The 13,962-nt window shown below is 54.5% G+C and carries 10 protein-coding genes; all 10 read right to left on the bottom strand.

The genetic code is table 11. The features are described from left to right. Positions 1 to 131: 131 nt before the first annotated feature. On the bottom strand, positions 132 to 1,376 hold the full coding sequence (locus PKO02S_RS10950) for a discoidin domain-containing protein (RefSeq protein WP_164821393.1): 1,245 nt from the start codon (positions 1,374 to 1,376) through the stop codon (positions 132 to 134). 187 nt (positions 1,377 to 1,563) lie between these two features. Next, complete coding sequence (locus PKO02S_RS10945) at positions 1,564 to 2,643, bottom strand: Ger(x)C family spore germination protein (protein ID WP_127582547.1); 1,080 nt, start codon at positions 2,641 to 2,643, stop codon at positions 1,564 to 1,566. Further along, positions 2,640 to 3,704 (bottom strand): GerAB/ArcD/ProY family transporter, encoded by a 1,065-nt coding sequence (locus tag PKO02S_RS10940; protein WP_127582544.1) that lies wholly within the window; start codon positions 3,702 to 3,704, stop codon positions 2,640 to 2,642. The genes PKO02S_RS10945 and PKO02S_RS10940 overlap by 4 nt, the downstream gene beginning before the upstream one ends. Then, entirely contained in the window at positions 3,697 to 5,001 is a 1,305-nt protein-coding gene (locus PKO02S_RS10935; protein ID WP_127582541.1) for a spore germination protein, read from the bottom strand. The genes PKO02S_RS10940 and PKO02S_RS10935 overlap by 8 nt, the downstream gene beginning before the upstream one ends. Before the next feature lie 123 nt (positions 5,002 to 5,124). After that, positions 5,125 to 7,395, bottom strand: a complete 2,271-nt coding sequence (locus tag PKO02S_RS10930; RefSeq protein ID WP_127582538.1) for an FAD-dependent oxidoreductase — start codon at positions 7,393 to 7,395, stop codon at positions 5,125 to 5,127. A gap of 5 nt (positions 7,396 to 7,400) precedes the next feature. Beyond that, positions 7,401 to 8,444, bottom strand: coding sequence for a Gfo/Idh/MocA family protein (locus tag PKO02S_RS10925; RefSeq protein WP_127582535.1), 1,044 nt, complete (start codon positions 8,442 to 8,444; stop codon positions 7,401 to 7,403). Continuing rightward, positions 8,441 to 10,096, bottom strand: a complete 1,656-nt coding sequence (locus PKO02S_RS10920; protein ID WP_127582533.1) for a right-handed parallel beta-helix repeat-containing protein — start codon at positions 10,094 to 10,096, stop codon at positions 8,441 to 8,443. Before PKO02S_RS10920 ends, PKO02S_RS10925 begins: the two co-directional genes overlap by 4 nt. 26 nt (positions 10,097 to 10,122) lie before the next feature. Further along, positions 10,123 to 11,073 carry an aldo/keto reductase gene (locus PKO02S_RS10915; protein ID WP_127582529.1) on the bottom strand — a complete coding sequence of 317 codons (951 nt, stop codon included), beginning with the start codon at positions 11,071 to 11,073 and terminating at the stop codon, positions 10,123 to 10,125. Between the two features lie 24 nt (positions 11,074 to 11,097). Further along, complete coding sequence (locus tag PKO02S_RS10910) at positions 11,098 to 13,047, bottom strand: DUF8034 domain-containing protein (protein WP_127582526.1); 1,950 nt, start codon at positions 13,045 to 13,047, stop codon at positions 11,098 to 11,100. Beyond that, the gene (locus tag PKO02S_RS10905; protein ID WP_164821392.1) at positions 13,044 to 13,790 is read right to left on the bottom strand and encodes a creatininase family protein; all 747 of its coding nucleotides are present in this window, start codon (positions 13,788 to 13,790) and stop codon (positions 13,044 to 13,046) included. Before PKO02S_RS10905 ends, PKO02S_RS10910 begins: the two co-directional genes overlap by 4 nt. Between the last annotated feature and the right edge of the window lie 172 nt (positions 13,791 to 13,962).

The following is a 13,962-nucleotide window of genomic DNA, read 5'->3' as shown; positions in this document are numbered from 1 at the left end:
CTTGCCAGTTTGTCCCCCTAACATCCAAAACGCCAGGCGGGGCTCGGACAACGGGGAGAGTTGAAATTGTGTATCATCCTAAAAAAATAAAGGGGCTGCGTCTGCAAGCTGCAGAGCGCGCCCCTTTTGAATTACAAAGGTGGTGTATGTCGGCGATCAATTTGTTCCAGAAGGCTCTTCACATCCGTACGGTCAAAGACCCCGTCGTTGTTTATATCGTATTGCATTTGAAGGGCTGGATTGGCTATGATCGGCACGAGGTCCTGCAAGTTGATCCAGGAGTCGTGTGTCCGATCGAGCTGGCTGAACGTAAAGACCGGGAAAGACGTAACGCCTCTGCTGAGGTGGTTGTCCATCGTTCTAACCGCCCCGTCCAGCAGGGTTACTTGCACGTTGGTTTCACTCGTCTGTAAAGGGTTCGAGTTCGAGAGATGCAGCTTGATCATAGTCCCGCTCATGTCTTCGTAATCCGGGGTTGCAGCCACCACCGTGTGCACTCCAGCGCTGCCACTCACAGTGAAGGAGCTTCCTTGCAGCCCATATGTAGCATTTACAACTGTAGAAAGCTTCACCTTGATCTCGCTCCCGTACACATTGCCAAACGCGGACAGCACGGAGATGTTTACGAGCGAAGCTTGGAGGGCAGCTAGAGCAGCTTCAGCTTCCGTTAGTTTGGATAGATTGGGGACCAGACTTTGCTGATCCGAATTCAAAGCATTATAAGCTGCACGCGCCGCCTCGATGGCGGATCTATCGGACAGGCTTATGGCGGTAGGAGCCGGTAAGGCGTCAATCTTAGCTTCAACGATAGATTCATTAATAATGTGAAAAACCTCAAATTCTACAACTCCACTATAGCCCGCTCCGTTAGTGAATAGTACTCTGATCTGGCTGGATGTGACCGAGTCGAAGTTAATCGTATTTAACAAGGCTACAGGAGTTACCGGAGTCTTGATCGGATTGGCCACCTCCGCCCAATTACTCCCACTCCAATATTGGACTTGATAACTCGCCGGAGGCAGAACGCCGCCGCCATCATTGTAAATGTAAAGTTTAACTTGGTTAAACGTTTTGGGTGCACCGAAATTAATAGCCAGCCAATCTTGATAGTTGCCTCCGTAATTCGTCCAACGATCGCGCGGACTATCCGTGTATGAATAAATCCCATTAATGGCACTCCAAGGGTTATCGTGAGGGATGCAACAAGTATACGACGCTGAAGCCGATGGATACCCGGTCCCGCTAGGATTAAGCGCCAAGTTAGTTGCCCCTGTTGAGGCTGCGTGTGCTTTCATGTCCCCCAGCAGCAGCACCGCTAGTATCGCAAACAGCAGCAAGAGTAGTACGTTTGGTCTTGACAGCCATTCCGTCCTCATCATCCAATCCCCCTTATAAAAACGCGACTAAAGAACTACCTGCTAACCAATTCGACATTTTCCACCGAGGTTCCTTCCCTATACAAAAAGTTCAATAAGAAAAACCGTACGGAAGCTTCCCGGACGGTCCTTGGTCGTTGAATTCAGCTTGACGCGTGGGGAGGCATACAAGATGGAAGTCTTCGAATCAATGGGAGAGGAGTGCGTTCGTCTTGACCTTTTCCTTGTAATCGATATTGTTCAGCACATTGACCGTGACCTGAACTTCATGCTTCATCTGCGGATACCAGATATCCTTCCAATCGCGCATTTGCTGACTGGACATGAAGGGACGGAAGCTTTGGCCGTTGCCCAAAATGTCCGCTTGTAGCGAACGAAGCTTCTCGGATATTTGCTTGGTCCGCTCTTCAAGCAAACTCTTGATGTCGTTCGCGACCTCCTCGTTCGGCTTCTCCTTCTTATTCTCCATTATGACGACATCGAGCTTGATCTTGCTCGTCAGTATCGGACCCGTGTCCGTCCAGTCCGCGTCTTTGTTCACCTTAGCCTTTTTGATCAGCACGCTGACGTCCTTGGCAATTTCGATGGTGCCGCCCGTATACTTTTCCTGGAAAATGTTGTTTACCAACGTTTCATTCGGCGACAGCGCTCCGACCATCCGGTCGCGGCGAATGATGGCCGACCCTTTGAAAACGAACAATGTAGTGGTACCCGCTTCGAGCAGCGGGATAGAGAAATCCTCCGTATGGGAATAAACCCCGCGGAACGCTTCCCACAACCGGTTAATCGACACATTGGGCGTCCAGCCGCCTTCCTCGCTGAAATAGTCGTACGAAGATACTTCTGGGGTCGGCTGGATTTTATGATGCAGCGTTTTTTCAAAATCGCCGTCGACGATCGCGACCATGCCTTTAATGGAAATGTTGTTGACGCGTATGGCGTAGTCGATGAACTCCTTGAATCCTTCATGGGCTATTTTTTTGCTAAGCAGAAACAGCCGAAGATGAGACAAATCCACGCTTTTCTCCGCCTTCGTGCGAATGATGTCGACCGCTTTGCTGATCGATTGGGATTCCGCATCCAGGAAGAGCGTTCCTCCTGCAAAGTTAGGAACTTGCAGAATCACTTTGTACAGACCGGCTTCCGTTCTGTTCACTCCCATTACGACGGGCAAATATCGTTTGTTGATGTCCCTGACGTCCCAGCATCCGGCCACTACAGTCATGGCGAGCAGGAGCACAATACAACGAACCATTCGGGGTTTCAAGCCGTTCTCCTCCTCTGCCAGAAGCTCGATAGGACGGTTGCGGCCGGAATGATGACGATGCTGTAGAGGGCGAGCACAGAAAGGGCTGAATCGTAACGGTTCAAAGTTGCCATATTCGGAATATTGATGCTGAAGACATAGACTACTAAAGCCAGGATGGGCAACAGCCACTTTTCCGGAACGGGAACGAACAGCTTGCGGAACAAGTGGGTGAACATCCAGATCAGCACGGCCGCTTCAAGGACGCTAAGCGCGCTGGAGGAAACGATGAAGAAAGTGGGAAGCCAGTCGAACACCACCCATTCCAAGTCAATCGTGTCCGACGCAAGAAGGGTAGGATGCACCAAAATTTCGACTGTCTCTTGGCCGAAAATGAGTAGGGGAACATAGACAATCAATAAGTATACGAGAGCGAGTAATGTCAGAACGGGTGCTATTTTTCGCAGAGGGGTCCCCTGACCGACAGAAAGTAAGCCCAGGAAGAGGAAGCCGGTGTGAGCGTACATCCCCGCGTAGAACGACGGCTGGGTCACGAAGGAGAAGGTGGCGTCCCACAGAGGGAAGATGTTAGTAAACTGGAAGTTTCGCATGCTGATCAGCAGTGAAAAGGGAACGAAAGGAATGAAAAGGAAAAAAATTAGCACACTCACCCGAGCAATCAAGGCAATTCCCTTGGATGCGGCATAGAAAGTTAGGGCGATATAGAACATCGAGATCACCCCAGGAGGGGTCTGTGGAAGCAGTATCGTACTAATATCGTTCGTTTGGTGGCGAACCAGCAGAATGAGGCGGCAAACTGTAAAAATGGCGAACGGCGCTAATAGGAGTCTCGCCCCCCAATTGCCCAGCCATCCCTTGATGAGTTCAATGACATGCTTGCTCCGGGAACGCGACAACCCTTTCAAGTAAACGGCGACGCAAATGATCTCCAGCAAGAAACCGGCGACGATGGGTTCCCAGTGGCCGGCCTTCGTAGCTTCTATGATTCGGACTGAATAGAAAGACATGGCGGCCGCGAGATGAACTTGCAGTAGCAGGATGGAAACCATTCGGCTATTCATGTGAAGAACGTCCTTTCAAAGAAAAGCTTAAATAGGGAACCGAGGAAGCGTTCAGCCCGGCCAAGTATACACAAAGCCAGATAATGGACGCCTCCAGACCGAAAATACCGAACATCGTACTGCATAGTATGGTGGCATATTTGAAAATCCGGATGCCAATGGTGTTTAGAAACCCCGCCATTGTAAAATTGGCGATCGTGGACGTAGCCAAAACGATGATGAGCAGGTTGCTGACCAAATGGGCTTGAACGATCGCCTGACCCAGAATGATGCCTCCGATCATCGTAATCGTTGGGCCGATGCTTTTCGGGAGGCGGATTGTCGCCTCAATGACCATCTCCAGCATCAGCATCATCAGGAACACTTCAATGATAGCGGGGTAGGGAACTCCTTCCCGGCTCTTGGCAACGGAGATGGCCAACTGAATCCGCAGCAGCTCCGGGTTCACCGAGTTCATAATGATATACATCCCAGGCGTCACAACGGCGAATAAAAGACCGGCGATGCGGATGAATCGAGAGAACATGCGGAACAAGGGCGGATAGTTCAAGTCGGACTTGAGCGACCACAAATCCTTGATGATGGCGGGGAACGCCAGGGCAAAAGGGAATTGATCGATCAACAGGATTACTTTGCCCTCAAGCAAATTTTGCGATGTTTCCTCCGGCAGTTCGGTCGACAAATACGTCGGAACGAGAGAGAACCGAGGCTGGTCCAACATTTTCAATAAATCCGAAACGTTATGGATATCCCTAGGAAGGTTATCGTGAAGCTTCTGCTTCACAAACGAGACGATGCTTTCTTTGGCTTCTCCCTGGATATAAACCAGCGCCAAATCTCTTCGGGTGCTTGTCCCGGTCGTAAATGTTTCGACAGCCAAGTCGGGACGGATTAATTTTTTTCGCAGCAAACCGATATTCGTGTACAATTCCTCGGTGAACGAGTCAAACGACACTTGCAACGGTTGCTCGATCTGGGACGTCATAATGGGACGGTTATGTTGTAATTTCACTGGACGTAGGCCCAGAGGGGCATCCGAGTCGGAATTGCCGACCAAGACATTCCCCCTCAACACCCAATCGACTACTAGATTATCCATGGAAGGGTCAAGAGGCGTCGATTCTGATAGCAAGGAATCCAGCATATCGAGCGTCTGGGATAAACTGACCATCGATTTTAAATAGTACATCGTTCTTGGTTGGCCAAGAATGGATACCGTTCGAATCGTAAAGTCAGCTTGTTTCGACATTTGCTCTATGAGAGCTCTTTCCCAGCCCGCTGGATTCCGCTTGTTCATTGTTTTCACCTCCCCCCTATTCTGTTTCCATTTTCAGTCAATTATGCACAAGCGATACACTTGTTACCTTTTGCCGGAGACAGGCAGAGGGGTTCCGACCGCCATTGTTCTCGTGGCCCTTGCTCAATCCGAATATACCCGGATCTCCACAACCTCCGCGTACGGGCTTCCATTGGTCGACTCGACCACGAGCCGCAGCCGGCTAGTCGCAACCGCCCGGTTCAACCGGTGCACCCTTTTTCGCTTGCGGTTCTCCGTCTCGCGATGCACGCAGACCCACTCCCCGCAGTCGTCGAGCGTCTCGATCCTATAATCCTTCACCAGCTCCGGCATACTATCGAACTTCGTTTTGTGATGATGGAGGTTGATCAAATCTTCATTGAGATCGTCGTTGAATGTAAGGTGAATTTCTGCGGCGGCGATCGGCTGCTCCCACTGGAGCTCGATCCATTCCTCCCGCTCGCCGATCGGGTTGGAAATCCACAGATGCGGTCCCCCGTAGGGCCGGTTGAATCCGTCGATCACCTTGAGCGGCTCATAAGCTTGGGAGGCTGCCGACATCCTCATGCAGAGGGTGATGCAGCCCGTCCTCCAGTTCCGGTTCTTGCGATCCTCGCTCGGGATCAGATCCCGCATGCTCCATTCCAGCAAGGGCTGCTTGCGATCGGGGTTGTGATCCTCCATACGGACGAACAGCAAGACGCCCGTTAACGACTGATCGGATAAATGGAGGCGAAGGTTCTCGTTTGGCTGCAAAATGAGAAACGCATTTTGCGGCTCCTCCGGGAACCAGCGAGCATCCGCCTTCACCCACTGCCGCTCGCCGGGCTGGACGGCAATTTCATAACGGTCGATGAGCGCGAAGGGGACATAATTTTCCTTTCGCCCTGTGGTCCATAATTCCGCATGCAGGACGGTCGGTGCTTGGACATCCATCAGCAGCTCCAGCCCCTGAAGGTTCGGGTCGACCGGCAATAGCAAGCCAAACGCTTGATCCAGCCTGCGGACTTCAGTCGAACGCTCCAAGCTCACCTGCTGCAAGTGACTCGAAGCGCTCGCCTGAGCTTGCAGAGCCTGATCCTTCGGATCTCGATTCCGCAGTCCGATAATCGACGCATCCGTACGCAGCATAATTTGCTGCATTTCCGCCATATGGCTGGCATGAAGCTCCCGTGGGTATACACCCTTTTGCACGCACAATGCAGCTCCAACGCCGGCGGCTTCGCCCATAACCGCGCATGTGGCCATTACGCGAGTGGTGCCGAAGGCAATATGGGAGGCGCTAATATTTCTTCCCGCGAACAATAGATTGGACACGTTCTTGGAATACAGCGAGCGGAACGGAATGTGATAGATCCCGTCGGAGTAGACATGCTTGGACGCCCCTTCGGAGGCATACATGCCTTTAGGCGGATGCAGGTCGATGGACCAGCCCCCGAAGGCGATGCGGTCGTCGAACGGCTCCTGGGCGAGGATATCGTTCTGGTTCAAAATATAGTCCCCGACAAATCGGCGGTACTCGCGTTTCCCGGGAACGGCTCCGACCCATTCCAAAGTTAAATGATCGGCTTCGAAGGTTCCGGAGTTTTTGATATAGTCCCAAATCCCATAAATGACCGCCCATAGCTCATCCCGAATCCGCTCGTTGTCGTGAACCGTATCCAGCTCGCCGCCCCATTCGATCCACCAATAAAAGCAGCCATGTTGACCGGTGCGAATAATCCGTTTCTCGGAGATCGAAGTCGTCGTGATGTCCTTGGCATAGCTCGGAGGCACATACTTTACCGGATGACCGACATCCTGGGTATAGAACAATATCGTACTGCCGAGCGTAATCGTATCCGAAACCTCCGGGGCCCAATCCTCATGGAACTCCTTGTGCGCTTCCCGTCCGATCCGATAAGCGGCGCCGGCCAGAAACCCGATCAATCCGTCCCCGCTGCAGTCGAGGTACACTTCGCTTTCGAACCGGATTTTGCGCTCCGAGCCCATCATCCAGCCGGTTACGCTGTGAATCGTCCGCCGGTCCGGCTCCCCGTTCGCCTCTACCTCGTGGACGTCGGTATTCAGGAACAGCCGAATGTTCGACTCCGCCCTGACGGTCTCCAGCACCACGGAATCCCAATAATAAGGGTTGCCGTCCGGGTTGCGGAACTGATTTTCCACGAACAGCTCGCCCATAATTCCGGATTCACGGGCATATCGCTGGATCCCGTGCGAGGTCGCTCCGCACACCCACACGCGGACCTCGCTGCTGGAATTCCCCCCTAGAACCGGGCGGTTTTGCACCAGAGAGACGGTTTGCCCCAGTCGCGCAGCCGCCAGGGCGGCGCATACGCCGGCCAACCCTCCGCCTACGACGGTAATGTCGGATTGAACAATTTCGTATTTCATGCGGCTCATCCTCGCTTTTCTTCCCGGCGCACGGCAACGTCTGCCGACGTCAGGGATGCATAGATCGTTCTTATGATCGGTTCGAAGCTGGTTAATGTCGGATAGGGCGTGTCTAGTGAGTCGGGATGAAAAGGAGTGGCGGTTCTAGCCTCCAAAAGCAGCTCGATCCAGCTTCTCGATTCCAGCAGCGGCAGCTCCTGCTTCACCCCGCTCGAGCTATAGCAGGTTACGGTTTGGCCTTCCACGCTAATCGTGCCCCGTGCACCATCTAGCCGGAAATGCCCGAAATAGTCCGTCGGCTCCCCCCAAGTTCCCCACGCCGTCGAGTAAGTAAGCTTATACCCTTGCCGGGTGCCGGCCAGGACGGATGCCATTGTACGGCTCTCCCCCTCCAGCCAGGAAGGACGCGAAGAATGCGCATATACCTCGGTCACATCCAACCCGATCAGATGCTGGAGGACGCTGAAATGATGCAATGCCAAGTCTTCCAGCGCCAAATGCCGATATGACTCCATCCACGGACTAGGGATCAGCGGCCTGCGGCATTCGTAATACACGTATTCCACTTGGCCGATCCGGCCTTGCCGCAGCGCTTCCTTCACCGTTCGGACTCTCGCGTCGCAGCGATAATGCTCGCCGATATAACAAGTCGCTTGGGAGGAAGCTTGTACCTGCATGAGCTGTTCGAAATCTTCTAAGGAAGCAAGACGCGGCTTTTGAATCACCAGGTCGATCCCCGCCTCCATCACGGCTCGTTCCGCCCAAATCGTGTTTTTGGCCCCATTAGGGACCGTAACTACGGCCAGATCCGGCTTCGCTTGAGCGAGGGCCAAGGCGTCCTCAATGCGCTCAAAGACCGGATACAAGGGCAACAGATCGCGAAGGCGTTCCGCAAACGGTTCGCCCGCTTGCCTGTAGAGATCGACAATCCCTACAATCTCCACACCCGCTTGATCGTGCCACGGCCGCACTCCCTCCAAGCCCAAGAGCAGCACCTTCTGCAGAGTATCTGCTTCTGCTTCTGCTTCTGCGGCGGCAGCGTTCGTCATGTTTGTTCCCCCCAGACTACGGCTCCGCCTCCGAGACGATTGTCGCTCAGCTCGACAGCCTTCGAATAATCGATCTCGATCGCGGTAGGGCAGCGCTCAATCGTATTGCCCGTCACGGTTACATGCTCGGCCCGAGAGATAATGAAGCCTGGTTTGGAATTCGTTCCCCAAACGAAGTTGTCTACAATTTCAAGTCGCTGATGGACGCCTATTTCCGGCTTCGCGCATTCGGTCTCGACCACAATCCCGACGGCCCGGCAGTAGCCTCCGAAGCCGAACCCGCAATTGACGAACCGGTTGTTCCTTAGCGTGATATCGCGAGTAGCCCCCGATTCCCACCAGCCTGTGGCGGTATTGACATGAATGCCTTGGCCGGTGCAATTCTCGAACACATTGTTCTCCACGACGCCGTCTCTCGTTTGAATCAGAACCCCTCGGCCTCTAATATTGTTGACATGGCAATTTGCGAATCGATAAGCGGCCAAACGCGACACGTTTGAGAGCAGGTCCTCGGCGTGCAGGTCCTCCGGCAGCGGACTCCGAAACTTGATTCGGAAGCTGGACTCCTCCACGACCTCCACTTGTTCAATCGTGCCGACAGCATAGGGCTTCAGCGTATCGCCGCGAACAAATTCGATCTCATCGCCGGCGAATGCCAGCTCCGGATAAAAATCCTGCGGATTCGCGTCGATCCGAACATGGACCACATCCGGTCCCTCCCTCCGAACCATTTGCATATAGAAGCTATGGATATTGGAGGCGTCATCGCCCATGCCCTCAAAATAACAATGCTCCAGGGAAACCGTCCCGGTGCAGCTAATAAAATGAGTCGCATCCACATTGATGGACATAAGCCGCCCCGGCGACGGCTTGACTTGCAGCCCGCGAATATCGATATCGTGGCAGAGGTGACCGATGATACCCATGCCGGGATTGGCATGCAGAACGACATTTTCCACCCGAACCTGTTCACAACGATAAAATTGGAGCGCGGGAGCATAGCTGTAAATAGGGCGAATGAAGACGGTGTTGCCCACCTTCATAGCAGATGCATTCGTGTGGCTCAATTGCACATAACCCGGCCTCACAAGCTTCACGTCGGGATTGTAGTACAAGCATACGCCGGTCAGCCTCCTTTCCCCCGGATCGTACTCGTGCACGGCTACAACCGGGGAACCGTCGTACAAGGGATACTCGGGATCAAGCTCCACCTCGTACACTTCCCCGTCGATCCTCCGGATGATTCCTTCGGAATAGGGTGGACGTTTCCAGTCGATGGTCAAGTTTTTGACCGTAACATCATGACACTCGAACCAGGCGAACGGCTGGACCAGCCCCTCGAACAAGAACACGCTCCCTTGACCGTCCACCTCCAGCCCGCGGCAATTCCTCCAGTCGAACAAGGGATTCCGGTCCCGCCTCCATCCGGCATCGTCACGCGGGTCCCGACGGCCCATCAGCAGCTCTTCGAAGAGAAGCGTGCCCAACGGATTTCGGATCGGGTATACCCCAGGCGCGATAGTCAACGTAACGTGGTTCCCTTCCGATGCCATGATAGTCCTCGTCACCTCACGGATGATCGCCACATTGCTTTCTCCATCGGTTAGAGACAGATGATCCAGATGAATCACGTGGCGTTGAAGCTGAGGCATGCTGCATTCCTACCTTTCCTGCTGATTTACGTTAGAAAACCTTGCTCTTGCCAGTCCGTCCAGAACTCATCCGGAATCCGTTCGCCTAAAGCTTGAGCCGATGCCCTCACTTCGTTCGAAGTCGCAGGTCCCGTCAACGTGATGTCGATCCCCGGATGCCTAAGGGGAAATTGCAGAGCGGCGGCGAGGGTGGACACCTCTCGTTTCTGGCAATAATCATAGAACCGCACGGACCTCATCTGCCGCTCCTTGTCCCGCGGGGAATCGCCGACGGCCCTTTCCCTCGGATCAAGCCCGCTTAACCAACCGAAGCACAAAGGGCTGCCATTCACCACAGCGACCCGACATGCCTCTGCAACCTCGATCAAAGCCTTCGCGCTCTGATTAATGGGGGTATAGTCGTTGTAGGTTAGTATGGAATCGAAGGAGCCTTGCCTGGCCGCTTCCTCCAACAGCTCGTGTTGGCGCGTAGCTAATCCGATATGGCGGACGAGCCCGGTTTTCCTGAAATTCAGCAACGTATCCAGCACGCCGCCCTCGTCCCAAATATGCGACAACGTATCGACATCGTGAAGTTGGTACAGGTCGAGGTGGTCCGTGTTCAGCCTGGACAGGCTAATTTGCAGGTTCTCCTCCAACGCCTTCGCGGCTTCGTTCGGATGGACGGTATAGGGCACGCGCGATTTGGAAGCCAGGAAGATCCGGTCTCTCGGGATTTCCTTGACGAACTGTCCCACGACAGCCTCGCTCTGTCCATAAGCCCGGGAGGTGTCGTAATAGCGAAAGCCCTGCTCAAAAGCCGTCATCAACGTAGCGACATCCTCCTTCACTTGCCGGCGATCGTCCGGCGAACGCCCAAGCCAAGCGCAGCCGATTCCATATGCGATAGGAGGAGCTTCAGCCAGCCGGAAGCGAAAGTCTGCCATACAATCCTTGAGCGTCCGGGTTCCATTAGTAGTTCTGTTCTTATCTGCCATACCGTCATCTCCGATTTCGATTGGTCAACTTCCGATCCGATCGCTTTTATCCCACGGTTGTTTATAGGAGGGCTCCCGAACGAATCGTTTCATCCCCAAGCTCAGCTTGAGCTGCGAGGTAGGGGACAAACGGACCGTCAAATGTGGCGCATGAACCTCCAGCTGTTTCCAGACACTTACCCCATCCTCATTGCGATTTTCGAACTGGACACTAGTAAACTCATGTTCGCCATATGCGCCGGCTTGGATCACGAGCGTTCTGGCCTGCGTTGCGCTTAGATTGACCAGGTGCAGTCCCATATGCTCATCATCCAGCGAGTCTATAAGGGCTCCGACATCCGGCGGCAGCCCGGGCCGCCTGCCCTCCAAGTCGAAGTAGCGGACGCGGGCCTGAAGAAGCCCACCATTGTAAACGGGCAACGGGGCGCCCATCGTCAGCTGGACGAGCCCTTCCACCGTGATCGGATTGCGCCGCTGCAAGTACGAATCATCATAGGTAGCGGGATCCTGCCGATCCTGACGGATAAAGTCCAGCCGCTTGTAGACCTGCTCCAGATTGTACTTCAGGATTTCCTCCGGGTACTGAGGGAATTCTCCCTGCAAATAAGCGATCCAAGCGGCGTCATGTCCGCCTTGGTGCTTCTCGGGCAACGCCAGCACCCGCTCCCAATCCCGGATGTGATGATTGCGGAGCCGGATCAGTCGGGCCAGATCCTCCGGATCGGTCGTCATCGACCACAGATGAGCCAAGTAATAGGGCTTGATAGGCTGGTATTCGAACCAGCCCTCTCGCCACAGCAGCCGGTTCACCGCCAGATGGGTACTGGATTCCAGCCGATCCGTCAGCACATCCTTCAGATGAAGCTTGTACTCGTGCACCCCGGGATCCCCATATTTATAAGGAACATGCACGGTCCCTTTCACTTCAATCCCCTTGGCCGCCAGGATATCCAGTTGCGAGCGAAGCAAGTCCATGTAGGAGGGATCCTGCCATAGGAGGACGGCGTTCTCCGAGGCAGCCGTAACCGCATCCCCGATGCTTCTCCAGCCGTGAGGCCAAGTCCAGCCATAATAGCCGCCGTACCACTTGCCGTCCAAATATTGTCCGACCTCGCCGGACAATCCGACGTTGTCGGGCAGCAGGCCGTTATTGGCCTCGGCTCTCGCCTGCCAAGCTTCGAAGTATTCCCTCACCCATTCTTTATACTTGCGATCCCCCGTATAGAGATAAGCATTCGTCACCAGACTCGTGACCGCCAGATTCACGGGCACATCCCCGCGCGACATCCGCTCCTTCATAGCGACCCCCATACGATAAGCGCGCTCGGGATCCTTAATGTCCTGAATCGTCTCGAGCCCCTCTATATCGTGAAAGGGCAACCCGTAATACACCTTCCATGACTCATCCTTCCAAGGGATGAACTGATCGAAGTTGTCGGGCCGCGGCCCCATGCTGCCGACATGAGGCGAGCGCATCAGCTTCAGCCCGGCATCGTAGTTAGGTGCCTCGGGATCTTCATTCATATAAAAGCCGGCGAAACGAACGGCTCGTTCCTTCATTCTCTCGGGATCGGCCAGTCCCAGCCCATAGAAAAACTGGAAGCCTTCCCCCTGGTGCATCCAATCGTACGCCTGCTCGTATTCCTTCACGATCTTGGGATGACCGAATCCGGTGTTCACCTTCTCGAACTGTCGGGTAATCGCTTCCCACTGACGGAACGACGACGCCTTGAACTTGTCGGCCCCGCCCAAAGCGTAAAACAACGGCCAATTGTGAAAGCTCTCATAAGTGTCGTCGAGGGAGCCGATCCCTTGATAGGCATCGGACACGGGCCACTTGAGCGAACCGTCCGGGTGCACGTACTTGTCCAGCACCACCTCCATCGTGTCGTTCATCAGCTCGATTAATTGCCTCTGCATAATCGCCCACAACGGCGGGGAATGTAGCCCCATATTTCCTATAACGGTCGTCATAATCCCTCTGACTCCTTCCCGCCAAGCTCCCGGACCCATCCGGCTGTGCAAAACTCCAGCCAGCGCTCCCCCTGCTCCGGCCCAGCCTTATGGGCATCCCGCAGCCAGTAGGGAAGCGGAGACATGTCGGCGAGTCGCGCCAGGTCCACATCTTCAGGCCAGTCCGCGAGGATAAACTCCGTCTCCCCTTGACCGGCGTGGCCGAAGGAAAGCTGCCGGCCCTGGGCATCGACATTTCCCGAGAAGGTGCTGGGCCCGGCGACCCGAATCGAGCGGAACACGTTCGGGTCGGGCAGCTCCTCCTTCGGCTTCCTTCCCCAACCGGCTCCCCAGCCTAAGCCGGTTTCTCGGATCAAGGCAGCCGCAGCCTGGCGAATGCAAAGCGATTGAAGCCCTTCCGGTCCCGCATGATGCTGCAGCACGTAGATCCGTTTGAACCCCATCTTCAGAAAATGCCTCAACGTTTCCTTCACATACCGAGCGAAGGGCTCCGGCTCGAAGTCCATCTCCCCTTCCTCGCTTCCCCCCGCCCACTCCATCGTGGGACCGTAAGGAAACGAAGGCGCCAGGACGCACTCGCAGCGTCGCTCCACGCGAGCGGCGATCGACTCCGCGATCAGCAGATCCGTCCCGATCGGCAAGTGAGGCCCATGATATTCAACGACGCCGGCTGCCATCAGCAGGGGGACATTCCTGCCGACCGCCTCCTTGATTTGCTCCGGTCTCATGTGGATCAGCTTCATTCGGTTCCCCTCGCAATCTCGTTCCTCCCCGGTTCGAAGGGGCTCACGTCTGATCATACGCCTCCGATTTTTCGCAAAAAAGTACGGATATTTCGTAAATATACGGGGATCCGGTTTTTCGTCTGGCCGCGAATATACTTCCGTGAGGTCGAGTGATAAGATGGAACCAAAC

Source organism: Paenibacillus koleovorans NBRC 103111, from assembly GCF_004000845.1.
Classification (GTDB): domain Bacteria; phylum Bacillota; class Bacilli; order Paenibacillales; family NBRC-103111; genus Paenibacillus_AA; species Paenibacillus_AA koleovorans.
The sequence above is the reverse complement of the archived record's forward strand: the minus strand, read 5'-3'. Positions and strand labels throughout refer to the sequence as shown.